This window comes from Algibacter sp. L3A6 (genome assembly GCF_009796825.1).
Taxonomy (GTDB): Bacteria; Bacteroidota; Bacteroidia; order Flavobacteriales; family Flavobacteriaceae; genus Algibacter.
On record NZ_CP047030.1, the window covers coordinates 3,611,595 to 3,636,838 of the forward strand.

Annotated in this window: 26 protein-coding genes; 13 read left to right on the forward strand and 13 right to left on the reverse strand. The window is 32.4% G+C overall.

The window, feature by feature from the left end; all coding sequences use genetic code 11:
- Positions 1 to 150 precede the first annotated feature (150 nt).
- Together GQR98_RS14975 and GQR98_RS14980 are read left to right on the forward strand one after the other, a co-directional pair.
- Positions 151 to 543, forward strand: a complete 393-nt coding sequence (locus GQR98_RS14975) for a hypothetical protein (protein ID WP_159020208.1) — start codon at positions 151 to 153, stop codon at positions 541 to 543.
- A complete protein-coding gene (locus GQR98_RS14980) occupies positions 536 to 1,351 on the forward strand; it encodes a sensor histidine kinase (RefSeq protein WP_159020209.1) in 816 nt (271 codons plus the stop codon). Before GQR98_RS14975 ends, GQR98_RS14980 begins: the two co-directional genes overlap by 8 nt.
- A 27-nt stretch (positions 1,352 to 1,378) precedes the next feature.
- Here the strand turns inward: GQR98_RS14980 and GQR98_RS14985 are convergent, their stop codons facing one another.
- The 4 genes from GQR98_RS14985 to GQR98_RS15000 all read right to left on the reverse strand — a co-directional run bounded on the left by GQR98_RS14985 (position 1,379) and on the right by GQR98_RS15000 (position 5,246).
- Positions 1,379 to 2,749 carry an aldehyde dehydrogenase gene (locus GQR98_RS14985; protein WP_410488913.1) on the reverse strand — a complete coding sequence of 457 codons (1,371 nt, stop codon included), beginning with the start codon at positions 2,747 to 2,749 and terminating at the stop codon, positions 1,379 to 1,381.
- Between the two features lie 69 nt (positions 2,750 to 2,818).
- Positions 2,819 to 3,520, reverse strand: coding sequence for an RluA family pseudouridine synthase (locus GQR98_RS14990; RefSeq protein WP_159020211.1), 702 nt, complete (start codon positions 3,518 to 3,520; stop codon positions 2,819 to 2,821).
- Between the two features lie 59 nt (positions 3,521 to 3,579).
- Positions 3,580 to 4,398, reverse strand: coding sequence for a 3-methyl-2-oxobutanoate hydroxymethyltransferase (gene panB / locus GQR98_RS14995; RefSeq protein WP_042494940.1), 819 nt, complete (start codon positions 4,396 to 4,398; stop codon positions 3,580 to 3,582).
- A gap of 188 nt (positions 4,399 to 4,586) precedes the next feature.
- Positions 4,587 to 5,246 (reverse strand): endonuclease III domain-containing protein, encoded by a 660-nt coding sequence (locus GQR98_RS15000; RefSeq protein WP_042506973.1) that lies wholly within the window; start codon positions 5,244 to 5,246, stop codon positions 4,587 to 4,589.
- Between the two features lie 37 nt (positions 5,247 to 5,283).
- Between GQR98_RS15000 and bcp the strand changes: the two genes are divergently transcribed.
- Positions 5,284 to 5,736, forward strand: a complete 453-nt coding sequence (bcp, locus tag GQR98_RS15005) for a thioredoxin-dependent thiol peroxidase (protein ID WP_159020212.1) — start codon at positions 5,284 to 5,286, stop codon at positions 5,734 to 5,736.
- A gap of 73 nt (positions 5,737 to 5,809) precedes the next feature.
- Here bcp and GQR98_RS15010 read toward each other — a convergent pair whose 3' ends face one another.
- Positions 5,810 to 7,273 (reverse strand): nicotinate-nucleotide adenylyltransferase, encoded by a 1,464-nt coding sequence (locus GQR98_RS15010; protein ID WP_042494944.1) that lies wholly within the window; start codon positions 7,271 to 7,273, stop codon positions 5,810 to 5,812.
- A 92-nt stretch (positions 7,274 to 7,365) separates the two neighbouring features.
- Here GQR98_RS15010 and GQR98_RS15015 point away from each other — a divergent pair, with 92 nt between their 5' ends.
- Both GQR98_RS15015 and GQR98_RS15020 read left to right on the forward strand, forming a co-directional pair.
- Positions 7,366 to 8,127: an MBL fold metallo-hydrolase gene (locus tag GQR98_RS15015; RefSeq protein ID WP_159020213.1), complete on the forward strand. Its 762-nt coding sequence runs from the start codon at positions 7,366 to 7,368 to the stop codon at positions 8,125 to 8,127.
- A 9-nt stretch (positions 8,128 to 8,136) separates the two neighbouring features.
- On the forward strand, positions 8,137 to 8,637 hold the full coding sequence (locus tag GQR98_RS15020; RefSeq protein ID WP_159020214.1) for a hydrolase: 501 nt from the start codon (positions 8,137 to 8,139) through the stop codon (positions 8,635 to 8,637).
- 1 nt (position 8,638) lies between these two features.
- On the opposite strand, the gene GQR98_RS15025 is transcribed toward GQR98_RS15020, so the two are convergent.
- Positions 8,639 to 9,007, reverse strand: a complete 369-nt coding sequence (locus tag GQR98_RS15025; RefSeq protein ID WP_159020215.1) for a DNA topoisomerase IV — start codon at positions 9,005 to 9,007, stop codon at positions 8,639 to 8,641.
- A 27-nt stretch (positions 9,008 to 9,034) separates the two neighbouring features.
- Positions 9,035 to 9,439, reverse strand: a complete 405-nt coding sequence (locus GQR98_RS15030) for a helix-turn-helix domain-containing protein (protein WP_159020216.1) — start codon at positions 9,437 to 9,439, stop codon at positions 9,035 to 9,037.
- A gap of 282 nt (positions 9,440 to 9,721) precedes the next feature.
- Between GQR98_RS15030 and GQR98_RS15035 the strand changes: the two genes are divergently transcribed.
- From GQR98_RS15035 to GQR98_RS15065, 7 genes are all read left to right on the forward strand, one after another.
- Entirely contained in the window at positions 9,722 to 10,879 is a 1,158-nt protein-coding gene (locus GQR98_RS15035) for a M14 family zinc carboxypeptidase (RefSeq protein ID WP_159020217.1), read from the forward strand.
- 70 nt (positions 10,880 to 10,949) lie between these two features.
- Positions 10,950 to 11,429 carry an Lrp/AsnC family transcriptional regulator gene (locus tag GQR98_RS15040; protein ID WP_042494949.1) on the forward strand — a complete coding sequence of 160 codons (480 nt, stop codon included), beginning with the start codon at positions 10,950 to 10,952 and terminating at the stop codon, positions 11,427 to 11,429.
- Between the two features lie 281 nt (positions 11,430 to 11,710).
- The gene (locus GQR98_RS15045) at positions 11,711 to 13,060 is read left to right on the forward strand and encodes an MBOAT family O-acyltransferase (RefSeq protein ID WP_317164196.1); all 1,350 of its coding nucleotides are present in this window, start codon (positions 11,711 to 11,713) and stop codon (positions 13,058 to 13,060) included.
- Between the two features lie 5 nt (positions 13,061 to 13,065).
- On the forward strand, positions 13,066 to 14,031 hold the full coding sequence (locus tag GQR98_RS15050) for a hypothetical protein (RefSeq protein ID WP_159020219.1): 966 nt from the start codon (positions 13,066 to 13,068) through the stop codon (positions 14,029 to 14,031).
- Positions 14,032 to 14,353: 322 nt separating this feature from the next.
- Positions 14,354 to 15,325 (forward strand): ATP-grasp domain-containing protein, encoded by a 972-nt coding sequence (locus GQR98_RS15055; protein ID WP_159020220.1) that lies wholly within the window; start codon positions 14,354 to 14,356, stop codon positions 15,323 to 15,325.
- Positions 15,309 to 16,013 (forward strand): HAD family hydrolase, encoded by a 705-nt coding sequence (locus GQR98_RS15060; RefSeq protein WP_159020221.1) that lies wholly within the window; start codon positions 15,309 to 15,311, stop codon positions 16,011 to 16,013. The genes GQR98_RS15055 and GQR98_RS15060 overlap by 17 nt, the downstream gene beginning before the upstream one ends.
- A complete protein-coding gene (locus GQR98_RS15065; RefSeq protein ID WP_159020222.1) occupies positions 15,997 to 17,073 on the forward strand; it encodes a GNAT family N-acetyltransferase in 1,077 nt (358 codons plus the stop codon). Before GQR98_RS15060 ends, GQR98_RS15065 begins: the two co-directional genes overlap by 17 nt.
- 28 nt (positions 17,074 to 17,101) lie before the next feature.
- Here GQR98_RS15065 and GQR98_RS15070 read toward each other — a convergent pair whose 3' ends face one another.
- From GQR98_RS15070 to GQR98_RS15095, 6 genes are all read right to left on the reverse strand, one after another.
- Positions 17,102 to 17,809 carry an acetyltransferase gene (locus tag GQR98_RS15070; RefSeq protein ID WP_159020223.1) on the reverse strand — a complete coding sequence of 236 codons (708 nt, stop codon included), beginning with the start codon at positions 17,807 to 17,809 and terminating at the stop codon, positions 17,102 to 17,104.
- Between the two features lie 122 nt (positions 17,810 to 17,931).
- Complete coding sequence (locus GQR98_RS15075; RefSeq protein ID WP_159020224.1) at positions 17,932 to 18,540, reverse strand: sugar transferase; 609 nt, start codon at positions 18,538 to 18,540, stop codon at positions 17,932 to 17,934.
- Positions 18,541 to 18,686: 146 nt separating this feature from the next.
- Positions 18,687 to 19,307, reverse strand: coding sequence for a sugar transferase (locus tag GQR98_RS15080; protein WP_159020225.1), 621 nt, complete (start codon positions 19,305 to 19,307; stop codon positions 18,687 to 18,689).
- Positions 19,308 to 19,351: 44 nt separating this feature from the next.
- Positions 19,352 to 20,659 carry a CoF synthetase gene (locus tag GQR98_RS15085; protein WP_159020226.1) on the reverse strand — a complete coding sequence of 436 codons (1,308 nt, stop codon included), beginning with the start codon at positions 20,657 to 20,659 and terminating at the stop codon, positions 19,352 to 19,354.
- Between the two features lie 5 nt (positions 20,660 to 20,664).
- Positions 20,665 to 21,651: a sugar-transfer associated ATP-grasp domain-containing protein gene (locus GQR98_RS15090; protein WP_159020227.1), complete on the reverse strand. Its 987-nt coding sequence runs from the start codon at positions 21,649 to 21,651 to the stop codon at positions 20,665 to 20,667.
- A 64-nt stretch (positions 21,652 to 21,715) separates the two neighbouring features.
- Positions 21,716 to 22,858: a glycosyltransferase family 4 protein gene (locus GQR98_RS15095; RefSeq protein WP_159020228.1), complete on the reverse strand. Its 1,143-nt coding sequence runs from the start codon at positions 22,856 to 22,858 to the stop codon at positions 21,716 to 21,718.
- A gap of 475 nt (positions 22,859 to 23,333) precedes the next feature.
- Between GQR98_RS15095 and GQR98_RS15100 the strand changes: the two genes are divergently transcribed.
- The gene (locus GQR98_RS15100; protein WP_159020229.1) at positions 23,334 to 25,202 is read left to right on the forward strand and encodes a right-handed parallel beta-helix repeat-containing protein; all 1,869 of its coding nucleotides are present in this window, start codon (positions 23,334 to 23,336) and stop codon (positions 25,200 to 25,202) included.
- Positions 25,203 to 25,244 lie beyond the last annotated feature (42 nt).

The window sequence follows — 25,244 nt, forward strand, 5'->3', positions numbered from 1 at the left end:
TATTATTTGTTTGAAATAGAGTGTTTTGAATGGTTGAAAGACTCGCGTTTTAGTCGTAATTTTTGGTTTTATAATTTGTTTTGGGTTATAGGTAGTGCCTCTTTTTTTAGTTTTTATTTTCAGAAAACACTTAAAATTATACCGTTTAAGGTGATTTTAAAATATACTAGATATGTTTTTTTAGCCATAGTAGTGGTTCTTGTAATTGTAGATTTTGATAGTTTTTTTAAGCCTGGTTTTTATTTTCTCGACTCTTTAAATACGGCTATTGTTGTTGGTTGTGTAGCATTTTTTTTCTTAGAATTATTGTTAACAGATCGCATTCTTAGTTTTAATTATAATCTTAATTTTTATATTGCTGTCGCTATTTTAGTATGGTGGCTAGTTACTATTCCGTTAGGGTTTTATTCCGAGTATTTTCATATTGGAGATATGACTTATGTGTATCTCAATGGTATTATTCTATCTTGTTCCAACATTTTTATGTATACTTGTTTTACTATTGGCTTGTTTGTTTCTAAACCTCAATTAATAAATGAATAAATTTTTATATCTTCTATATCAAACGCCAAAATCTTCTACTGCTGCAGAGCGTTATTTGTTAATTTACACTATATGTGTTTTGGTTGTGGTTACAGCTCTAGTTGTTGTGTTTTTTGTGGTGTTTTTAAAACGAAAAAATAAATTGCTGTTAGATAAAGTTAAGCAGCAACAAGCTTTTGAAGAAGAAATAACACAGGCGCAAACAGAAACGCAGGAGCAAACCTTAAAGAACATTGGTTGGGAGTTGCACGATAATGTTGGGCAGTTGTTATCTTTTGCAAGTATGCAATTAAGTATTTTAAAAATGCAGGTCGATGCCGATGTGCGTGATAAATTTAAAGATACTACTGCTGCAATAAGTGAGAGTTTATCAGAGGTGCGAGCGCTTTCTAAAACTCTAAATAATGAGGTGGTTTTAAATATTGGTTTCGAGAAATCGATTTCTAATGAGTTAAACCGACTTAATAAACTAAAGTTCGCTTCCGCGGAATTAAAAGTTATTGGAGATAAGATTGAGTTTGAAGATAGAAAGCACGAAATTATTATATTTAGAATTCTTCAGGAGTTTTTATCTAATACCGTGAAATATTCTCAAGCCGAAAACTTAAATGTTATTTTAGAATACACCGATAAAAATTTAAAAATCACAGCTAAAGATGATGGTGTAGGCTTTAATATGGGTACCGCAGAGAAGGGCTCTGGCTTAATTAATATGCGTAGTCGTGCTAATTTAATTGGCGCCGCTTTTAGTTTAGAATCAAAACCTGAGCATGGTGTAACCTTAATTTTAGATTACCCGTTGCTGTAATGTTTCCCGTTTTATTTTCTTTTAATTTTATGTGAAGTATTTAAAAAATAACTTCAGCCATTTAAGTTTGCCCTGGTATGGCGCATAGCGCACCGGCGGATCTATCCAATTTTTACGATTTACAATGGCTTTATGGTGTGAAAATGTATCGAAACCAAACTTACCATGGTAATTTCCCATGCCGCTAAAACCAACGCCTCCAAAGGGGAGTTTGTCGTTTCCGAAATGCATAAGCGTATCGTTTATTACGCCGCCACCAAAACTAAATCTTTCAATTAAATCTTTGGAAAAGGCTTTATTGTTCGAGAATACGTAAAAGGCAAGTGGTTTTTCATATTGAGAAATTACAGATTCAATATCTTGTTCGGTTTCAAAAGTAAGTATCGGTAAAATAGGTCCGAAAATTTCTTCTTGCATTACAGGGCTATTCAAATCGGGATTATCTAGTAGTGTAGGTGCTATGTAGCACGTGGTTTCATCTATTTCTCCACCAAAACTAATGGTTTCTTGGTTTAGCATATTTGCCAAACGCTGGGTGTTTTTCTGGTTTATAATTCTAGGGAAATCCTCCGAAGCTTTAATATCGTTGCCGTAAGCTTGTTTTATTTCTTCAATTAAAGCCTTTGTAAAATCCGTTTTTATCTGTTTTTTAACTAAAATATAATCTGGTGCAATACAGGTTTGTCCAGCATTTAAAAGTTTGCCCCAAACCACGCGTTTGGCGGTAAGTTTCAAATCTACAGTATCATCTATAATACATGGTGATTTTCCGCCTAATTCTAAAGTAACTGGTGTCAGGTGTTTTGCGGCGGCCTGGGCTATAATTTTTCCAACGGAAACACTTCCTGTAAAGAAAATATAATCCCAACGTTGGTTTAGTAAGGCTGTGGCAACATCTACGCCGCCTTCTATGCTAGTTACTAATCCCTCAGGAAATACATTTTTTACTATTTTGGAGATAAGTTTAGAGGTGTTTTCGGTGAGTTCGCTTGGTTTTAAAGCTACAGTATTACCTGCAGCAATGGCTAGAATTAGAGGCTCTAAAGCTAAAATAAACGGGTAATTCCAGGGTGAAATAATTAAAACGCTACCGTAAGGTTCTTTGTAGATAAAGCTATGTGCTGGAAATAGGAGCAAACTGCTAGATACGCGTTGTGGTTTTGCCCATTTTTTTAGATTTTTAATCACCAAATTTAATTGAGACATCACCATGCTGTATTCACTTAGGTAAGTTTCAAATTCCGATTTTTTAAAGTCTAATTTTAGGGCGTTAAAAACCGCTTGCTCGTTAGCTTCTAATTCTTCTTTTAAAGCTTTTAATATTGAAATTCGAAACGCAACAGATTTTGTTTTTCCAGATTTAAAATACTTTTTTTGTTTGACGATAATTTCAGGAATAGCTTTCAAATGGCGAGAGGTTTTTAGTTGAAGTTAAAAGGTGTTTTTAAAAATGGTAACGTTTTGATTTTAAGCAGTGCATGCATCCCAAATTGGATCTTTAGGTAAAGGTGCTGTAATTTGAATAGGTTCTTTTTTTACAGGGTGAATAAAGCTTAAATGTCGTGCATGTAAATGGATGCTTGCGTCTTTATTACTTCTATCAAAACCGTATTTTAAATCGCCTTTTATTTGGCAACCAATAGTTGATAATTGCGAGCGTATTTGATGATGTCTGCCTGTTTCTAAATTGATTTCTAGCAGAATGTAACGGTCTAGTTTTTTTAGCGTTTTGTAATGAAGAATGGCTTTTTTGCTCTCATTCACTTCTTTATTATGCGCGTAAGATTTGTTATTTTTAGGGTTCTTTTTTAGCCAATGCGTAAGCGTGTCTGCGTTTTTCGGTGGCGCATTTTTCACTACAGCCCAATAGGTTTTTTTAGCTTCCTTATCGGCAAAAAGCTTGTTTAACCGCGGTAGGGCTTTGCTGGTTTTGGAGAAGACAATAATTCCCGTAGTTGGCCTATCTAACCTATGGACAACGCCTAGATAGACGTTGCCTGGTTTGTTGTATTTTTGAGCAATATATTCTTTAACAACTTCGCTTAATGGTTTGTCGCCAGTTTTATCGCCTTGTACAATATCTCCCGCGCGTTTATTGACAATAATTATGTGGTTATCTTCAAAAATGACCTGAAGGTTGTCTTTATTTGATAGTATTTTGGTAGACATTTATAAAATGTACGAGTTTATGCTTAGTGTTTTAGGTGATATTTTAATGAAGTGAATATTTAGTATTGTTCGCTTTCATTTGGGAAATCACTCGATTTTACGTCTTCTACGTATTGAGATAATGCGCCCGTCATGTCTTCATATAAATTTAAATAACGACGTAAAAATCTTGGGTGGAATTCATGCGTCATACCAATCATATCGTGTAAAACTAAAACTTGACCATCAACACCGTTTCCTGCGCCAATACCTATAATCGGAATGTTTACGCTTTCGGCAACTTTTTTAGCTAAAGCTGCAGGTATTTTTTCTAATACAATAGCAAAACAGCCTACTTTTTCCAGCATTTTTGCATCTTCGATTAAATCTTCAGCTTCTTTTTCTTCTTTAGCTCTAACGGTGTAAGTTCCGAATTTATAGATAGATTGTGGTGTTAAACCTAAGTGTCCCATTACTGGGATTCCTGCATTTAAAATACGTTTAATAGATTCTTTAATTTCACGGCCACCTTCTAGTTTTACTGAATGTGCACCACTTTCTTTCATAATTCTAATTGCAGAACGTAACGCTTCTTTTGGATCGCTTTGGTAGCTTCCGAAAGGTAAATCTACTACAACAAGTGCGCGATGTACGGCGCGAATTACAGATGATGCATGGTAAATCATTTGGTCTAAAGTAATTGGTAGCGTGGTTTCGTGACCTGCCATAACATTACTTGCGGAATCGCCTACTAAAATTACGTCTACACCAGCGCCATCTACAATTTTGGCCATAGTATAATCGTAAGCGGTTAGCATTGATATTTTTTCGCCATTGGCTTTCATGTCAATCAATGTTTTTACCGTAATTCTTTTGTATTCTTTTTTTGCTGTAGACATTATATTTTGTGTTTTATTTTATTAATAGGATGTTTTGCGAAGGCGTATGCTTTTAAATTTTCAACAGAAATAATATATAGGAAACGCTTCGCTTTAGTGAATGCTGTTTAGTTTGGTGTTGGTTTGTAAAAATACTAAATAAGTTTTATCAAACTTAATGTTTACTTAAGTTCTTTAAAGGCGTATCGCTAGGCTTTCTTTTTACTGTAATATTCGTTAAGAACCGACTGTCGGCCTATGGTTTTGGTGATAATATCTTTTTCTAAATCCCAACCTCGTGCTGGCGAATATTGGCGTCCGTACCAAATAATTTGTAAATGGAGGTCGTTCCAAAGTTCTTCTGGAAATAGACGTTTGGCATCTTTTTCGGTTTGTACTACGTTTTTTCCGTTGGTTAAATTCCAGCGATACATTAATCTGTGAATGTGCGTATCTACAGGAAATGCAGGAATTCCAAAGGCTTGAGATAATACTACAGCAGCGGTTTTGTGGCCTACGGCTGGTAGTTCTTCTAAGGCTTCGTACGTTTTTGGGACTTCACCATTGTATTTATCGATTAATATTTGCGATAAACCGTGAATACCTTTGCTTTTCATAGGTGATAGACCAACGGGTTTTATAATCTCGCGGATATCTTCTACGGTAAGTTTAACCATATCATAAGGGTTGTCGGCTTGCTCAAATAATAGAGGTGTAATTTTATTGACACGCACATCGGTACTTTGTGCAGACATTAACACGGCAATAAGTAGTGTGTACGGATCTTTATGGTCTAAAGGAATTGGTATTTCTGGGTAAAGTTTATAAAGTGTATTAATAACAAAGTTTACCTTTTCTTGTTTAGTCATAAATTGTACTTTTGTTTTAGAAACCAAAGTTAATACTATGAACACATTAAAACAAGGTGATGCCGTTCCTAATTTTTCGGCATTAGATGAACAAGGAAATACCATTTCGTTAAGCGATTATAAAGGGCAGAAGCTAGTCGTGTTTTTTTACCCAAAGGCAAGCACGCCAGGTTGTACGGTAGAAGCTTGTAATTTGAGAGATAATTATGAGGTTTTAAAAGAAAAAGGTTATGCTTTATTGGGTGTAAGTGCAGATTCTGCTAAACGCCAATCTAATTTTAAAAATAAACACGAATTTCCATTTCCGTTATTAGCTGATGAGGATAAAACGGTAATTAACGCTTTTGGTGTTTGGGGACCAAAAAAGTTTATGGGTCGCGTTTACGACGGTATCCATAGAATGACTTTTTTAATTGATGAAAATGGTGTTGTAGAGCGCGTAATTGAAAAAGTAAAAACTAAAGATCATGCAACTCAAATTTTAGAATAAACGCTAAAATTAGAAATAAAAAAAACGGCTATATTATTGAAATATAGCCGTTTTTGTGTTTTTATATAAAGTGTTACTTTCTTTTTCTGCTTAGTGTTAAAGGGCGTCTGGTGTAGCCAAATAATCGGTATTCTTTAATTAAATCTTCGGTGCCTTCTGGAACCATAGATTCCCAACCTGGCTCTCCGTTTGCTATTTTATTTAAGATTTCTCTCGAGAAAATATTCATGATAGATTCATCGTAATCTTCAATATCAATAACTTTTCCGTTGTATTTAAAGAATTTGTAAAGCTCCTTCATTCGTGGATAAACTTTTAAGTTTTCACTTGTAATAAGTTCTCCCGTTGCAGGATCTTTCATTGGGTATAAGTAAACTTTTAAATCTTTAAAGAATAACTTTCCGAAGGCTTCTAAAATACCACCACTAATATGTCTGTAATATTTTTCATCGAAAATATCAACCAAATTGCTAACGCCCATAGCAAGACCCATTCTTGCTTTGGTATAGTTAGAGAAGTATTCTACAACCTTAAAGTATTCTTGGAAGTTAGATATCATAACCGATTGTCCAAGAGAACATAGTAAATCTGCACGATCTATAAAATCTTGTTCATCAATTTCACCTTCTGCTCTTAAATTAGATAGAGTAATTTCGAAAACTACAACCGTTTTATCTTCATCTACCTTGTTTTCTTTAATGAACATTTCGTATGATTTCTCATACATAGCCATATTCACTTTAGTTACTGGTCTAAAACTTCCGCGTAGCGCTAAAATGTTTTTCTTGTAGAATACACGAGCAGGAAGTACGTTTGTACCATCTGGTCCGAACATTACCGCATCGGTCATGCCGTTCTTTACAAGTTGTAAACTCATTAAGCGGTTGTCTATATTTTTAAATACAGGTCCCGAAAAGTTAATGGTGTCTATTTCTATTTGATCTTTATCAAGGTGATCGTATAAATAGCGTAATAATTTTTTAGGCTCGTTGTATTTGTAAAACGCGCCGTAAATTAAGTTAGTTCCTAGAACACCAAGCGTTTCTTGTTGTAAACGTGCATCGGTTTCTTTAAAACGGAGGTGTAAAATAATTTCGTTGTATTCGCCAGTGGCTTCAACTTGGTATTTAATACCTACCCAGCCATGACCTTTGAATTGCTTAGCAAAATCAATAGTTGCTACGGTGTTAGCGTATGTGAAAAATATTTTATTCGGATTTTTTTCACGAGTTAAACGATTTTCCATGAGGTCCATTTCATGGGTAAGCATTTTGCGTAAACGTGCTTCTGTTACGTAACGCCCATCGTCTTCAACACCGTAAATGGCATCACTAAAATCCTTATCGTAAGCGGACATTGCTTTAGCTATAGTACCTGAGGCACCACCAGCTCTAAAAAAATGACGACAAGTTTCTTGTCCTGCTCCAATTTCTGCAAATGTTCCGTAAATGTTTTCGTTTAAGTTAATCCGAAGAGCTTTAGATTTTAACGAGGGAATATCATTAAACTCTTTATCGCCTTTAATGGTAATATCCATATATTATATAGGTTAGGTCCGTACTGACAAAGGTATTAAATAAGTATGCTAAACAAAAAAATAAGTTTATTTTTGTTTCAAAATTCACACTTTTGAAAATCACTTTTCTCGGCACAGGCACATCGCAAGGTATTCCAATAATAGGGAGTAAGCACCCGGTTTGTTTAAGTAACAATAAAAAAGACAAGCGTTTACGTGTTTCTGTTTTAGTAGAATGGGATGGGTTTACGTGTGTTGTAGATTGCGGGCCAGATTTTAGATATCAAATGCTAAGGTCGGGTTGTGAAAAAATTGATGCTATTGTGTTTACGCACGAACATTCTGACCATGTGATGGGTTTTGATGATATTCGCCCTTTTTATTTTAGACAAGGCGATATTCCTATTTATGCGCATCAGCGGGTTTTAGATTCGCTGAAGCAACGTTTCGATTATGTGTTTAAAACAGAAAACCGATATCCTGGCGCAGCGGCTGTTACGGTAAACGAAATTGAAAACAAGCCGTTTAGCCTTGGTGGTTTAGAGGTTATGCCTGTAAATGGAACGCATGGCGGTTTGCAAGTTTTTGGATTTAGGTTTAAAGATTTTGCGTACCTCACCGATATGAAGCGTGTGGAAGCTGTTGAAATTGAAAAAATTAAAAATGTAAAGATTTTAGTGGTGAATACGTTACGTATTGAACCGCATCACTCGCATTTTAACTTAGAGGAAGCTTTAGCGTTTATAGAAAAAGTAAATCCTGAAAAAGCATATTTAACGCATATTAGTCATTTATTAGGTTTTCACGACGAGGTTGAAAAAACGCTTCCTGAAAATGTGTTTTTGGCTTATGATGAATTAGAATTAAATTTATAAAATTACCCCATGACGAAAAAGATTTTCATGTATTTGTTTGTGTTTGCTATGTTGCTTATATTGTTTCAATACGTTAATGCGAAACGTGTTTTTGAGGATATGAATAATAAACTTGGCAAGCAAAAAGTGCAAGTTCAAAAGTATAAAGATTCCGTTTTGGTATTGAATACTGAAATTTCAAATTTGTCTTATTTTAATTTAGAACGCAATGAAGATGCTTTAAGTTATTTTGAGCGTGATGGATTTAACGTTGAAGAATTAATTCCGTTTATAAAAGATGAGCTTTACGCTTTAAATGAAGTGAAAGGTGAGCATTCGTTGATTCCTTATGCGTCTAGCGAAGGGCGACGCATGCTGATTAATAAAGTGAAAATGCTAAACCATAAATGGATTATCGCCGATTTCTCTGATGGTGAATTTTGGGGTGAGCTTTTTATAACGTATCGCGTTACTGAAGAAAAAGAACTCAAGTTTAATTTAGTGGAGTCTTTTTTATATCCATTGCCGTAGATTATTCTTCTCTGTAGGCAATTCCTTTTTGTTTTTTAGTTTCTCCAACGTACGAGTATTCATAAGTGTAAGATGAATCGGTAGTTGTTAGTATCTTTAAGTGAATATCTTTTTGTTCTGCCATATTTTTTGGGTTTATGGTTTTAAAGATTACCTCGCAGTCGTTGATCCATCTTAATTGCGACGAATCTGTTTTGCTGTCATAGACTTCCACTTGTAGTGTTTCGCTGCGTTTAAATCTCGATTTGTAGATCACATCGTTAATAGTGACTTCGCTATAGAATGCGCCTGTTTTAAAATCTTTGCATTCTCGAGCAGACTCATAACAGTTAAAAAGAAAAAGTGCAGGTAAAAGGTATAGAAATCTCATAGGTATATCTTGAAATGCAAAATTACTTTAATTCTGATAGTTTTTAAAACTTCCGTCGGAATAAAAAATAACAATACGATCAATTGTTTTATTGCTGTCTACTTGAAGATTTAAACTATTCTGGATGCTTTCGGTTTTAGGAGGATTTGGGGTAGTTGTATTTTGAGGTGGAGTTGGCGTATTAATTTCTTGATCTGTTTTTTGTTGAGCAGGAAATTCACCCTTGCCATTCATTAACCAATACAATTCTACTTCCGGAAAAGCGGTAAGGGTTTTTAGAACAAATTCTAAACTCGGCTTATTTCTGCCGGATAATATATGTGAAATGCTAGAGCGTTGCACGCTAATTTTTTCAGCGAAAGAAGAGGCGGATTCTCCGTAATATTCCATCACTTTTTGGAGTCTTTTAATGAAAGCTTCGCTGTTTATCATTGTAAATTTGGGTTTCTTATATTTGGTGTTACAAATGTAATAATTATATGTTAATTGGTAACATTAAATGTGTTAAAACTATAGATTATGTATAAGTTTAACTTTAATACGATGTACTTAAAAATCTGAAAAAGAGTGATTTATATTGTTTTTAACGAGTAAGTTGTTTTTTGTCAATAATCTAGCTGATGAATTGTATACTTATGTAAACAAATGTATTGATTTTTAGTGTTTACAATTGTAAATTAGTAATTGTTTACATTTGTATCATAAATAAAACACATGAAATTAGAAGTTATAAAATCCTTGTTTTTAAAACACAAAGAATCGCGTTTATCACATCGCTATATCACCAACAATCATATTAAACCACTTTTAGAAAACCTAAAAAAAGAGATCGCTATTGAGGTGATTGGAACCTCTGTTTTGGATGAATCGATTTATGGACTAAAAATTGGTAAAGGTGAAAAACGCATCTTAATGTGGTCACAAATGCACGGAAACGAATCGACAACCACCAAGGCTATTTTCGATTTATTAAACAGCTTATTGGATAAGGATTCTAACTTAAACCACATTTTAGAACACTGTACCTTATATATAATACCGATTTTAAATCCCGACGGTGCTAACGCCTATACACGTATAAATGCCAATCAGGTCGATTTAAATAGAGACGCACAAAATCTTACACAACCAGAAAGTAAAGTATTGCGAGATGTGTTTACTAAGTTTAAACCACATTTTTGCTATAATTTGCACGGGCAGCGTACTATTTTTAGTGCCGGAAACATTAATAAACTGGCAAGTGTATCGTTTTTAGCGCCTGCACAAGATCAAGCTTGTACGGTAACGCCTAATAGAAAACGTGCTATGGAAGTAATTGCTGTAATGGACAAGGCTTTACAAGCTATAATACCAAATGGAGTAGGTGTGTATGATGATGCTTTTAACTTAAACTGTGTTGGTGATACGTTTCAATGTGAAAACGTGCCAACTATTTTGTTTGAAGCGGGACATTATAAAAATGATTACGGTCGTGAGGTGACTCGTGAGTTGATTTACACTTCTTACTTAGCGTCTTTAGATTACATCGCTAAAAACGATGTTACTGGCGATAAACACGAGGCTTATTTTAATATTCCGGAGAACGGAAAGTGTTTTTATGATTTTATTATAAGAAATGTAAAAGCCGAAAACGCTTCCGAAGAAAAAAGTATAGATATTGGTATTCTGTATCAAGAGAAATTAGTTGATAACCGAATTGAATTTTTACCAAAAGTTGATAAAATTGAAAACTTAAACAACTTTTACGGGCATAAAGAATTTGATGCTAAAGGTTTAGCTGTGTTAGATGGGGCAGGAATTGATATACAAGTTGGTTACGAAAACGTTTTCGTAATAATTAATAACCAAAAAATATCATTATTAATGAAATAAAGCGCAGTTAAAGTGTGTAATTATTAACAAAAATGTATTATTTTCGCTTTTTATTTAAGAATAGTTAATTATGGGGAAAATAAAGTTAGACGAGATTGATCACCAAATTCTTGATATGTTAATCGATAACACAAGAATTCCGTTTACAGACATTGCAAAGAAATTATTAATATCTGCAGGTACTGTTCATGTACGTGTTAAAAAAATGGAGGAAGCAGGAATTATTCGTGGTTCGTCTTTAACATTAGATTATAAAAAATTAGGTTATTCGTTTATTGCTTATGTTGGCGTTTATTTAAACAACACCTCGCAAACTAAATTCGTTTTAGAACGTATAAACGAGATCGCTTATGTTACTGTAGCGCATATTACTACTGGGAAATTTAATATTTTCTGTAAAATTAGAGCTAGAAGTACAGAGCATGCGAAAGAAGTTATTTTTATGCTAGATGATATTGAAGGTGTTTATAGAACAGAAACAATGATATCATTAGAAGAAAGTATTAATGATAAAAAACGACTGATGCATTCTATTTTCAGTGATATGTAGGTAACGCATTAAAAAAGATAAATGTTAGCCCTTTCTATTTAAATAGAAAGGGCTTTTTTTATGGAAATGGTTTCTTATAGCTGATAATAGGTATTTTGTAGAAATATTTTTTGTTTATAATTTTTATGTAGGATATTTACTTTGCTCCTGGTAATACAGAGTAAGCTAACCAAAACCAACCCATGTTATTTAATTCATTTGAATTTTTTGTATTCCTTATTGTTGTCTATTTTCTATACTGGTTTGTCCTTAAGAAAAGCCTAAAAGGGCAAAATATACTCTTGCTTGTTGCTAGTTATTTTTTCTACGGAATCTGGGATTGGCGTTTTCTCTCATTAATTCTGTTAAGTACTATTGTCGATTATATTATTGGTCATAAAATACATGATACCGATGATGATATGTGCAGAAAACGCTGGCTCTGGTGCAGTGTTATTTTTAATATTGGCTTATTAGGGTTCTTTAAATATTATAATTTCTTTATCGATTCTTGGGTAGATTTAGCTTCTACGTTGGGTTACACTATGAAAAGTACTTGGACGTTGAAAGTGATTCTTCCGGTAGGGATTTCGTTTTATACGTTTCAAACTATGTCGTATTCTTTTGATATTTATTATAGAAAACTTAAGCCAACCAAGAGCTTTTTATCTTTTGCGGCATTCGTGAGTTTCTTTCCGCAGTTGGTAGCGGGGCCAATAGAGCGTGCTTCAAACTTATTATCGCAAATTTCAAATAAGCGCCATTTTAGCTATGCGCAATCTGTTTCTGGTTTAAAATTAATTCTTTGGGGATTGGTTAAAAAAGTAGTGATTGCAGATGCTTTGGGTCCAATTGTGGATGATATTTTTTCAAACTATGGTTCTTACCCAAGTTCTACCTTATTAATAGGTGCGATATTCTTTGGTTTCCAAATTTATGGCGATTTCAGTGGATATTCTGATATTGCTATCGGTACAGCCAAACTGTTTGGTATAGAGCTTATGTCTAACTTTAAATTCCCTTATTTCTCAAGGAATATTGCTGAGTTTTGGCGTCGTTGGCATATTTCATTATCATCTTGGTTTCAGGCTTATATTTACGTGCCACTGGGTGGATCTCGAGAAGGGAAATTAAAAACCATTAGAAATGTATTTATTATTTTTCTGGTAAGTGGAATTTGGCATGGTGCGAATTGGACCTTTGTTCTATGGGGGTTAGTGCATGCTTTAATATTTATTCCTGTTTTACTTTTAGGGAATAATACCAAGTATAAAAACACAGTGATAGCTCAAGATAGTCTGTTACCATCTGTAAAAGAGCTCTTGAGTATTTTTGGTGTCTTTTTTATTGTAACCATGGCTTGGATATTTTTTAGATCGGAATCTATTGGTGATGCTTTTAGTTTTATAGGTGGATTAACAGAATTTTCTTCAGCGCCATATTTTCATCCAAATGGTTACAGAATGGTAGATTACTACATTCTGGTTGTGTTGTTTTTATGTTATGAATTTATTATTAGAAAAGATGAGCGTGCACCGTTCAATTTTAAAAACAGATATGTTCGGTTTTTGGTTTACGCGATTATGGTTTTCGTGATGATGTTGTTTTATGATAGTGGTATAGACCGTTCATTTATATATTTCCAATTTTAATACTTATGAAAAAACTAATATTTAAATCCGGACTCTATTTCATACTTATTCTAGTGGCGCTAGAACTTTTTGTTCGTGTGTTGCACTTAGCAAAAGATAGTCCTTCACGTTATATCGATGAGTTTAATGTTGAAAAATGGGAGCCCAATCAAGGTGGTTATTCGGTTACAGGGAATAGAAGAATGAATTTTGCTGAATACCATATTAATAACTCGGGTTATAATTCATATCGAGAATTTAATCCTACTTTAGATAAAACTGAAATTGCTTTAGTTGGTGATTCGTTTATTCAAGGCTTTCATCAAGATTATTACGATTCTGTTGGTAAAAAAATTGAAAACCAGTTGGATGGTGTTGAAGTTTACGAGTATGGCTACGCTGGCTACGATTTTGCAGATCAACTTCATTTAATGCATCAGTATAAAGATGCGTTTGATAAAATTGATTACGTGGTTTTGGGTATTCGTTTTCGTGACGATTTGTTTCGTAATGAATATAAAGTTATTTACGACCGTATGCGTTTAGAATCTTCTATGTATAAAAATGCTAGAAAAATAAAGCTTTTGGTGTATGCACAAGGTATCGGGATTTTAGATCCGGTTAAAAAATTTCCAGGAAAACTGATTTCTTTTTTCAAGAATAGCTCTAAAGTAGTTGCTGAACCTAAACAAGAAACGGCGCAAGATATAGAAGAGAAGCAGGCTAAGTATATAAATAATTTCGAGTCGCTGGTTGAGAAATACGGTTATGATAAATCTAAATATGTTTTGCTTTTGGATAAGAGTGAAACACCGCAGGTTTTCTTAACTTATCTAAGGCATCATGGTTTTAAATATATAGATTATGGTGAGTCTTTAAATAACTCAAAAACACCACCGACATTAGTTTATGATCAACATTGGAATAATCATGGTCGAAATCTAATTGCTGAATGTGTTGTTAATGCGTTTAAAAGCTTTATGGCCGATTAATTGTAGTATAAAATTTCATAACAAACAAGTTAACCCTGTTAAAAGTATTTTAAAGAATAATTTTGATACGTTTTTTATTATTGCCCTATATTTACCACATATTAAAAAAATAGACGGCGTTTTAAGGTAGATACCTGTACTTAAAACGGTTTTAAATTGGGATTAATAAATTAAAAAAAGCGTTAAATTAAAAAAGTCTAAACTTGGGTTTTCCTCGTATATACTTGGGGTCTCGTGTGGAGGCACGTTGCTTATTTATCTTACCGATATAAGTAGCAAATTTAATTTATTACAAACAAATCATATACAGGTATATTTTATTATGAATATATTAATTACATCAGCAGGAAGACGTGTTTCATTAGTTGAAGCGTTTCAAAAAGAATTAACCGCTGTATTTCCGCAAGGAAAAGTGATGACAACCGATTTTAACATTAAACTATCTGCGGCATGTCAAGTATCAGATCAATCTTTTCAAATGCCATTAGTCAGTGATGCTGGTTATTTCGATCGCCTACTTAAGGTTTGTTTAGATAATGATATAAAATTAGTCATTCCTACTATTGATACCGAATTACTTTTATTAGCTAAAAAGAAAAAACAATTTTCAGATCACGGAATTAAAGTGATTGTAGCTTCGGAAGCGTTTGTTCAAATGTGTCGAGATAAACGTGAAATTCACGTGTTTTTTGAAGATCATAATGTACAAATAGCGCAAGAGTATTCTAAATACGATTATAAGTTACCTATTTTTATTAAGCCTAAAAATGGAAGTAGGAGTATAGATACATATACGATTACCAAGCATGAACAATTAACAAAGTATCATTTTAAAAATGATGATTTAATGTTTTTAAAATATTTAGATCATAATGAGTTTGATGAATATACTTGTGATTTGTATTATGATAAAACCCATAACTTAAAATGTATTGTTCCTAGAAAACGTATTGAAGTAAGAGATGGTGAAGTTAATAAGTGTGTTGCCGAAAAAGGTGCTTTGGTAGATTACATAAAAGAAAGATTAAGTTTTATTGATGGTGCTATTGGTTGTTTAACAGCTCAGTTCTTCAAGCATAAAGAAACTAATGAAATCTTTGGTATAGAAATAAATGCACGTTTTGGAGGCGGATACCCATTATCTTATTTTGTAGGTGCTAATTATCCAAAATGGTTAATACAAGAGTATTTACAAGACGAAGATATCACTATCGAATATTTTGCCGATTGGGAAGAGAATTTATTAATGCTGCGCTACGATAAAGAAGTTTTGGTACATGACTACAAAGAATAAAATAGTATTTGTATTTGATTTAGACGATACACTTTACAAAGAAATTGATTTTTTAAAATCTGCTTACAGAGAAATATCACAATACATTTCTGATAAAAGTGATTTTGAGGCTAAAGCTATTTATGATAAAATGATTACATCTTATTATAATGGTGCTAATCCATTTCAAACAGTTTTAGACTTTGTTCAATCTGAAGAAATTACAATATCTGCATTACTTGATATTTATAGAAACCACGAACCAAATATTATTTTAACAGAATCTCATCAAGATATTTTAACTTATTTAAAAACGAATGTTTATAAAATAGGTTTAATTACAGATGGCAGGAGTATTCAGCAAAGAAGTAAATTGAAAGCCTTAGGTTTAACTGAGTATTTTGATGATATTATTATTTCTGAAGAGTTTGGTTCAGAAAAACCAAATGTTAAAAATTTTAACTTTTATTTAGATAAATACGGCGAAAATTATAAGTACATTTATATTGGTGATAATACCAAAAAAGATTTCATTGCTCCCAATGCTTTAAACTGGATAAGTATCTGTTTAAGAGATAGTGGCGAAAATATACATAAACAAACATTCGATTTAGAAAAAAAATTAAAACCCTTATTTGTTATTAATAGCTTAAAACAAATTCCAGAAATTTTAAAAAAATTGAATAACTTTAATGAACTTAGTTTATAGGAAAATACAAAACAAGGAAGATTTAAGCGAATACCTGTCTAAGGTAAATTTATTTAAAGAAATATATCCGTTTTATAAAATTATAGTTGGAAATATATATGAGTTAAATGACAACCAACTGGGGTATTTTACATTAGAAGAAAATGGAAGCATTTTAATTCTAATGCCTTTTAGATTACGAGAAATAGAGCATAAAGTTGAAGGAGAAACATATTATGATGTGATATCCCCTTACGGCTATAGTGGTCCTTTATATAATATAAATACATCCCGAGCTTATTTATTAGATTTTTGGAACCAAGTTGATCTTTGGTACCAGGAACATCATGTGGTTTGTGAATTTATACGCTTTAGTTTAAACAATAATTACCAATTCTATTCTGGTAAATTAGTGCCAACACTATCCAATGTGAAAGGCTATATTATGGCTGATGAAAAAGCACAATGGGATGCTTTTAAGCCTAAAGTCAGAAATAATTATAGAAAGGCGGTTTCCAATGGTTTGCGTTTTGAAATTACTCAAGATAGTGCAAATTTAGAAGCCATAGAATGCTTTCATAATGTTTATATTGAAACCATGACCCGTATTGGTGCCGCTTCAGAGTACTTTTATTCTTTAGAATATTTTAAAAATATCGTTCAACGAAATAAAAATAATTTTGCCTTAGCTTTTGTTTATAAAGATGATATTGCGATTTCTGTTGAGCTTATCTTGATTTTGAGAACTACCATGTATTCTTATCTTGGAGGTACATTAGCAGACTATTTTAATTACCGACCAAACGATTTCTTGAAAATAGAGGTCATGAATTGGGCGCGTAAAATAGGGCATGAGTATTATGTTTTAGGAGGAGGAAGAAAAGATGATGATAACTTGTATCATTACAAAAAAACATTTTTCCCTAATGATGACGATGTGCTTTTTTATACTGGACGAAAGGTGGTAAACACAAAAGTTTATAAGGAACTAGATCATATAGTGAATGGACCAAAAGAAGCTAATGCGCCGAAGTCTAAAATTTCTAGTAAAACGTATTTCCCTATTTATAGACGGGCATAAGAAATCAAATTGAAAAACGAAGTTTATTCTAAGATGAAAGGTCTTTCTTTTTATTAAGATACCCTTCATTTTCTTGTCTGTCTCTTATTTCTAGAGCAGGATTTCCATATGCAATTTTGAAGCTGCTAATATCTTTTATAACAGTAGATCCGGCTCCTACATGGGTATGAGCACCAATAGTAATACCACCAATTACGCATGAACCAATCCCTATAGAACTGCAAGTTTGAAGATTTACATGTCCTGCTACATTAACACCAGGCGCTAAACTAGAAAAAGGTTTCATAATGCAGTCATGACCTAAAGAAGACGACGTATTTAAAATACAAAACGCACCAATAGACGCATTGGCATTGGCTATAGATCCTGGCATTATTGAAACGCCTTCAGCAATAGTAACATCTTTACCAATAATAGCATTGGGGTGAATAGCCGAAATATATTTAAAATTTACTTGTAATGCTTCAATTTTTAAATGCATTTGGCGGCGATCAAAATTATCACCAATAGCAATAATACCTCCTATAACTTGGTTTGTTTTAATTAAATCAGGTAAGTTATCTTCTGTCCCTAAAACTTCATAATTAAAGAGTTTGGATCCTATAGGCTTAAAAGAATCGATTAAGCCAAAAATGGTGTATTCATTTTGTCTTTCTATAATATCGATAATGACACTGGCATGGCCAGAAGCACCTATAATAACGATGTTGGGTTTTTCGGTAGGATGTAATTGCATTTAACTGAAAACTAGCTTTGGGTTTGTAAAAATTTTACGACTCTAAAATACATGAAATAATATTCTTAAAGCTAGAAAAAAGGTAATTTTAACGTTCCTATTTAAAATGAATCGACGTTTTGCTATTCTTCTGCACCTCCTGTAAACGTGGTCATGTTTAATCCGTCACTACTATTTATACCTTGCGGTACAACGAGTCGTTTAGCCGTTAAAAGCATGATTTGTAGATCTAGTAAAAATGAAATGTTTTCAACATACCAAACATCATAAGTAAATTTTTGATTCCAAGAAATAGAATTACGTCCTTTTACTTGAGCCCAGCCTGTAATGCCTGGTTTTACATTATGACGCTTTTTTTGTTCTTCGCTGTATAGAGGTAAATAATCCGTTAAAAGTGGACGCGGACCAACTAAACTCATGTCGCCTTTAAGCACATTAATGAGCTGAGGAATTTCATCTAAAGAATATTTTCTTATAAAATTCCCAATTTTGGTGACACGTTGATCAAAAGGTAGAAACTCACCGTTTGCATCTTTCTTATCGTTCATGGTTTTAAACTTAATAATTTTAAAAACCTTTTCGTTTTTACCAGGACGCTGCTGGTAGAAAAAAGCTTTCCCTTGGTTAGCGATTAATAAACATACAAAAACTACGAAAAAAATAGGAGCGAGTAGAAGTAAAGCGGTAATCGCTATAATAAGATCTAAAAATCTTTTAAAAATAAAGTACATGAAATCAAGTTAAAGTTAACGGAGTTATATTTTTTAAAAAAACTCCAGTCGGATTCAAAAGTATTGTGTTTTCTCAAGGATTTATATCAATACAAGTTTCTGTTTTAGTTTCTTGTAACTAAGTTCGTTATTTGTTTTTAAAAGAATTAAATATCTTTTGATCGTATTTCATCTAAAGGAGCTTGTACAATAGTTGGATCCAAAGAAATATCTTTAGAGGCCACTACTTTGTAAGCTGTTTTTACTAGTATTTTTAAGTCTAATTTGAAAGAAATGTTATTTACGTAAAATACATCATATTTTAATTTAGTATCCCAGTCTAATAAGCTTCTTCCATTTACTTGTGCATAACCTGTTATGCCGGGTTTAACGTTATGCCTTCTTTTTTCTTCCGTTGAATAATAGGGTAGATATCTAGGTAAAAGAGGTCTTGGACCAACAAAGGACATGTCTCCCTTAATAACATTAAATAATTGAGGTATCTCATCCATTGATGTCTTTCTAATAAAATTCCCTACTGATGTTAATCGTTCGTAATCTGGTAAGAGGTTTCCATTACCATCTTTCTTATCATTCATGGTTTTGAATTTTATTATTTTAAATAACGCTTCATTTTTACCCGGTCTTACTTGAGTGAAGAAGGGTTTTCCTTGATTAACAATAAATAAGAATATCGTGATGATTAAAATAATGGGAAATAACATTGTAACCATTATTAATGCAATGAAAAAATCAAAAAAAGATTTTAAAAGAGAGTATTTTAACATGATTTTAAAATGTTATTCGTAATGAAAATTAGCACCAAATATCGTTATTTTCTTTGAGTATTCATCTTGTTCAATGTCATTTTTCGTTTTCCTGAAGATAAAAGAGGTATTTCGTCAACCATTATAATATTTATCAAAGCATCATCACCGAGGAAACGTTTAAATTTTTCTATAAGTTCATTTTCAAACTTAAAACCTCTAGAGCAATTTAATTTAATAGTATAGTTGGTTTTACTCTCTTGAATAAGCTGAATTTGCTTAATACCATCAAAACGGATGCTATTAATCATAATAAACGATGAGACTATCACATCTTTGGTATTGTAAATAGTGTCTGTTTTTCGTCCTTCAATCCTTTTTAAAGTTGGCGGACTAACTTTAAAATCCATGGCGCCCAGATCTCCGGTATCATAACGGATTAATGGCATAGCATAGCTAAACAAATCGGTAACCACAATACGTCCTAATTCGCCTTTCGGGGCTTGCTCATCATTATGGAGATTTAATATTTCAACATGGTACGATGCCCAATTGATTTGAAATACCTCGTTATTTGGTGTTTGCTGCGCAATAATACCATTCTCCATATTAGAGTAACGTGAGAGCATTGGGCAATTAAAATAATACCCCATGCGTTGTTTGGTATATGCGTTGATACCTTCGGCCATTCCGATTATAGATTTGAAATTAGCATCTATTGGTTTTTCATTTTTATCATCAAGGAATTTACAAACTTGTTCGAAAGCAGAAGGGAAGCCCAACCAGCCTTTGTGTCCCGATGTCTTTTTAATCTGTTCAATGAGGTTTTCAATACGCTCGTTATTGAGATTAATAACTTCAATCGGTTTTAAGTTTTGCGCCCAGTTTTTAAAGTTTGAATTTTTGAAATTCAATCCCCAATATCTCAAATACCATAATTGATAACCAATTTTAAAACCAGCCAATTCAGAGAAATAAATAGTATCAGCACTATTTCTGTAAATTTTATTTATGTCATGTAACACCTTAAATGGTATGCCTGTGGAGCCACTAGTAGAGCGTGTTGTGTTTTTTTTATTCAGAAAAACACTCGATTTAAAACGCTCTTGATTTTCTGTGATCTCAATTTTATTTATAACCGGAAATTGTTCAAAATCCCTTTCAGATAGATTAAGGTTTTTGTAAAAAGGTGTGGTTTGTATGCTATGTTTTAAAAGTTTGGCTAAGTTTTGCTCACGTTTAATTTTTGTAGTTTCAAAATTATTGAGCGTATCACTGATGTCGATTACGTGTTTTTTTATCGGACTACCTTTTAAAGCATCTAACCACCAAAATAAAGTGTTGCGGAATCTTTCTAAAACAACGTTACTCATTCATTTTAATTTTTAAGCTCTAAAAGTGCTTCTTTAATATGCTTATTATTTAGGTAACCACCGCATGCCACATCGGTAACATGTAAAGAAGGGCTTTCATTACCTTCAAGAAGTATTGGGCCATGGTTTGTAATAGCAACATCCCAACCGACAATGCGGTTTGGTAATGCGTTTGACGCCTTTATCGCGAGTTGAAAAGCTTCTTTGTAAAATGGAATTTGAAATCCATCTAAAATCACTTGAGAATCTGGGTGCTCGGATACTATCTTGCCTCCTTCAGTAATATCCTGTCGTCCAACACCTTGTAGTTTTCCGGATTCTAAATTTAAAGACACGTAGAACCCTCCAGTATGTGTATTGTCGGTAAATGTATTCCCCATACCAAAACGCATAAGGGCCGAGAGCACGTATGCTTCATTATTAGTATCTATATAGGTATCTATTCTAATCGTGTTTACGGAGTTGCTAAATATGTCGTTAATGGTATCGTGTTGATCAACATAAGCTTGGTGCACATAGCTATTCGATATTAAAGTAGGGTATATATTTTCAATTTGCGATTCCAAATTCTCTTGCTTAAGTAAAAAGCAACCTTGGCCGCCTTCTCCTAATGTGGGTTTTAAAAATAAAGAATCAGTATTAGATGTTTTAAAAACGCGATTAAAAAAAGTTAAAGCCTCTTGTTTAGATTTTATTACTTCGTTTTTATTATCATAAAACCAATGCGATCTAAAATTATAACTCCACAAAGTTGGTGTTGGTAATTTAGAATTTAAGCAGTAGTTGTAAAAGTTTAATTTATTTTTTAAAATCGACGAAATCTCAGGGAACACCATTTTCTTAGAACCTGTAATTAAGTAATATTCCTTTAAACTTATATAGTTCTTGTAATTTACAACATCTTTTCGGTATAGATATTTTCTAAAATAATCTGTAGGTAGCATTTTTTTATCCATGCCATATAAAACACATTCCTTTAATACTTGTGGCAAAGGTTTTTTGTTCGAATCCTTTAAGTATACATTTAGGTGTTTCAGTCTCGAAAGCATGTGTGGATTATTTTAAGGTCTGATATTCATGTAATTGAGCTTTCCATAATATACTTTGCTCATATCTATTGACTATTAATGCTCTGCATGTGTTAGAGTCTATAACAATATCTTTGTTATAAAATTTTAACATTGCATCTTTTAATTCATCTTTGTCCATAGAGGGGATTATTATTCCATTTTCGTTAGGTATAATAATCTCGTTAGCTCCATTTATGTCCGTTACAATACTGGGGAGTCCCATTGCTCCAGCTTGCATTACAACATTAGGGAAACCTTCTCTGTAACTCGGGAAGACTAATATATTAGAAATTGCAAAATAAGGTCTTACATCGTCCACCCAGCCAGTAGAGATAATACTTTTATTTGTATTAATTATATCTATCGTATCTTTTTCTAGAGGGTCTAAATCATGTTCATAGTCACCAACTAATAATAGTTTCGCGTTATCTAGATGTGGATGTAGTTCGTTAAAAGCTGTTATTAATTCATTTATACCTTTGTCTTTAACCAATCTACCAATAAAAACAAAAACATAATCTTCTTTAGAAATATTAATCTTCTTTTTTAAGTTTGATATAAAATCAAATCCAAAATTCTCTGGGTTAAAGTGATTAATGTTAATACCATTAACATTTCCATTACCAATAATTTTGAGAGGTTTAGAGGTTATTTTATAATTAATTAAATCATTCTTAATTCCTTGTCCTTCTGGGTAGATTTCAGTTGCACAATAACATAAAATCTTATCTGTTGCAATTAGAATTTGCTTAATAAAACCCTGTTTTGTTGGGAAAATTAAACCTGTAAATGTATGCAGTCTGTTAGGAACTCCTGCTAATTTAGAGGCAATCATGCCAAGAAGCCCTGCTTTAGGGGTTAATGAGTGTACTATAAAAGGTTTTTCTTTTTTTAGAACCTTGTATAGCTGATAAACTGTAATTAAATCATTGAGTGGTGATATTTGTCTTTTTATTTCTACGGGAATAGTTCTTATTTTTTCTTGATTATTTACATTCTGTAATCTATTTCCATCTTTAGACGAAATACCAACGACTTCAAAATAAGTTGTCATGAAGTTTAATTGTCCGGTAAGAAGGCCACTTAGAGACATGGGAACCGTAGAAATTCTAATTAGTTTTTTTTTCATTATATCGATAGGGCGTTGTAAATATCGACAAATATATAAAACTTAATGTTGGCTTAATATTAAGGACTTATATTTTATAATTATTAGCTTTTTTTTTGTCGTATTAATTATTGTGAACAAGTCTGTGGATAAGAAAAAAATGGTTTGTATGTAGAATGACTTAACTGATTGATTTATAAGGTTATAATTTCCTACAAATAGATCACTGAAGTTGTGAAAAGTTATTAACAATGGCTTTTTTTAAACTTTAACATAGTTATTTTCGCAACTTGCAAATTTAGATAGTCCAAATCGCTCTTAGCCTCGTAATTAATTAGAAGTATAACTGAAAGAAAACAGCTAGACTGTATTTAATCGTTAAAAAATGTATTTTGTCGAGTATTCACCTACATAAAACCGCATTTCGTCGAAAAAATATGTTTTTAAACGATATTTCTTATAATATTGTCTCGTTGAATCTTTTGAAAATTAAATTATGAAGAAATTAAAGAATTTAATGTTAGTCGCATTAATCGGAATGAGTGTATTGGGCACATGGTCTTGTAACAATGAAGAATTGTATGAAGAACCTCTTGCTGTGATGGAAGATGAGAGTAATGAAGATGTCGATGATGCCGTTACTGATGTTAATAGTCCTTGTGATTTTACTTTAGAGAATCTTGAAGCGAATTCAACAGTTGTTGTTAACTGTATTATAGATTTACAAGGTGAATCTTTCGATTTACCAGAAAATGTAACTCTACTAGACGAAGGTGGAGAAATTATTAACGGTACACTGGTTTTTTCTGAAGGCTCTTCAATTGATGGAGATTTATTAGGCAATACACTTAATGTTGCTGGAACTAAGCCAGCTTTAAGAGACGCTGCTTTTACTTTTGATCCTAAGAGATGGGGTATTGTAGAAGGTGTTGTTTCAGATGAAGTTGCTTTAAATAATAGAAATATACTCCAATCAACAATAGATTTGGTTAAGAATTATGGCATTGATATTTTCGTTATAAATGAAATGGATGCTTATTTTCACTTAGAATATGGATGGTTTGATGCGAAAGGTTATTCTGAAATCTCTATTCATTTACCTTCAGATTTTCATTTAAAACTTAGTGATAATACTCACTTAAGACTTCAGCCAAATAATTGGCCAAAAGGACGATTAATGAGTGTTTATGAACAAGAAAATGTTAAAATTTCAGGTGGTAATTTTTATGGAGATCGCTATACTCATGATTACAGTGATATATTTGACGAGTTAAATATTTCTAGAGCTACACATGAATGGCCTGGTTTAATAATTGTCGATGGTAGTAAAGATATTTTAATTGATAATGTTTATTGTACTGAATCTACGGGAGATGCATTTATAGTTGGAGCGTCAAATGGTTTTAGATATCAAAATACTAGTTACAATCAGAACATAAAAATAACTAATAGTACATTTACAGAGTCACGAAGAAATAACATTACTATTACAGATGGTGAGGATATTTATATTGAAAACTGTTTGATTAGTGGAGCTGGTAATGGAGATGATGTTTTTGATTCTAACAATAATAAAGTATTTAGTTCAGCGGGTGTTGCTCCTAGAGTAGGTATTGATATAGAACCTATTCGTGGATGGAACGAAACAGATGGCTTTATTTATTATGAAAAGGTGGAACGTGTTTATGTTAAAGGTTGTACTTTTATAAATAATAATAGAGCTAGTTTTATTGATTATTCAGGGGTTGATGTAACTGTTGAAAATTGTATTTCTGATAATGGTTTTAGCTCTTCCTATAGTACAAGGGGTAAATACCTAAATAATAAACTTACAGCTTCAGAAAAAAATGAAAATGGGACAGGTATAACGATGGGGTCGATGGAAGTAACTATTAACGGTGAAGAGCAACAATTATCTATGAATAATGTTGTTAAAGGTAATTCAATTGAAGGGTTTGTTATTGGGACTGTGGTAAGAAGTAATAATTCTGAAGTATCAAATAATTCATACTTAAATTGTTGGGTAGGTTTGAAAATATTAAAAACAGAAAATACTATTTTTGATAGTAATGATTTTAAAAGTTCTAGGACTAGTGATAGTAGAGCTATCTCTTTTTTCGAAGGAGTTGCTAAAAATTTAACGATAAGTAACATGACAGTAGAAATGCCAAGAAAGCCATTAGATTTAGTTGGAGTTAATAAAAATAATACTAATTATTCTTTAAGTTTTGTTAATTGTAAGTTTACATCTGAGCAAGGATATCCGATAGAGATAAAAGACACTCCTAATGTAACATTTATAAATACAACACTAACTAACACAAAGTTTGACGTAACTAATAGCGCGAATTTTATAACAAAATAAAAGAATACATTAATAAATAATAATATAAATTTATAAAAAAGG

Bases quoted from the DNA above. Each gene is read 5' to 3' on its own strand.
- GQR98_RS15020 (WP_159020214.1), top strand. From the start codon at position 8,137: ATGACGAAAAAGATTTTCATGTATTTGTTTGTGTTTGCTATGTTGCTT.
- GQR98_RS15050 (WP_159020219.1), top strand. From the start codon at position 13,066: ATGAAAAAACTAATATTTAAATCCGGACTCTATTTCATACTTATTCTA.
- GQR98_RS15100 (WP_159020229.1), top strand. From the start codon at position 23,334: ATGAAGAAATTAAAGAATTTAATGTTAGTCGCATTAATCGGAATGAGT.
- GQR98_RS15080 (WP_159020225.1), bottom strand. From the start codon at position 19,307: ATGTTAAAATACTCTCTTTTAAAATCTTTTTTTGATTTTTTCATTGCA.
- GQR98_RS15055 (WP_159020220.1), top strand. From the start codon at position 14,354: ATGAATATATTAATTACATCAGCAGGAAGACGTGTTTCATTAGTTGAA.
- GQR98_RS15025 (WP_159020215.1), bottom strand. From the start codon at position 9,007: ATGAGATTTCTATACCTTTTACCTGCACTTTTTCTTTTTAACTGTTAT.
- GQR98_RS14980 (WP_159020209.1), top strand. From the start codon at position 536: ATGAATAAATTTTTATATCTTCTATATCAAACGCCAAAATCTTCTACT.
- GQR98_RS15040 (WP_042494949.1), top strand. From the start codon at position 10,950: ATGGGGAAAATAAAGTTAGACGAGATTGATCACCAAATTCTTGATATG.
- GQR98_RS14990 (WP_159020211.1), bottom strand. From the start codon at position 3,520: ATGTCTACCAAAATACTATCAAATAAAGACAACCTTCAGGTCATTTTT.
- GQR98_RS15075 (WP_159020224.1), bottom strand. From the start codon at position 18,540: ATGTACTTTATTTTTAAAAGATTTTTAGATCTTATTATAGCGATTACC.
- GQR98_RS15060 (WP_159020221.1), top strand. From the start codon at position 15,309: ATGACTACAAAGAATAAAATAGTATTTGTATTTGATTTAGACGATACA.
- bcp (WP_159020212.1), top strand. From the start codon at position 5,284: ATGAACACATTAAAACAAGGTGATGCCGTTCCTAATTTTTCGGCATTA.
- GQR98_RS15010 (WP_042494944.1), bottom strand. From the start codon at position 7,273: ATGGATATTACCATTAAAGGCGATAAAGAGTTTAATGATATTCCCTCG.
- GQR98_RS15035 (WP_159020217.1), top strand. From the start codon at position 9,722: ATGAAATTAGAAGTTATAAAATCCTTGTTTTTAAAACACAAAGAATCG.
- GQR98_RS15000 (WP_042506973.1), bottom strand. From the start codon at position 5,246: ATGACTAAACAAGAAAAGGTAAACTTTGTTATTAATACACTTTATAAA.
- GQR98_RS15095 (WP_159020228.1), bottom strand. From the start codon at position 22,858: ATGAAAAAAAAACTAATTAGAATTTCTACGGTTCCCATGTCTCTAAGT.
- GQR98_RS15030 (WP_159020216.1), bottom strand. From the start codon at position 9,439: ATGATAAACAGCGAAGCTTTCATTAAAAGACTCCAAAAAGTGATGGAA.
- GQR98_RS15085 (WP_159020226.1), bottom strand. From the start codon at position 20,659: ATGAGTAACGTTGTTTTAGAAAGATTCCGCAACACTTTATTTTGGTGG.
- panB (WP_042494940.1), bottom strand. From the start codon at position 4,398: ATGTCTACAGCAAAAAAAGAATACAAAAGAATTACGGTAAAAACATTG.
- GQR98_RS15065 (WP_159020222.1), top strand. From the start codon at position 15,997: ATGAACTTAGTTTATAGGAAAATACAAAACAAGGAAGATTTAAGCGAA.
- GQR98_RS15070 (WP_159020223.1), bottom strand. From the start codon at position 17,809: ATGCAATTACATCCTACCGAAAAACCCAACATCGTTATTATAGGTGCT.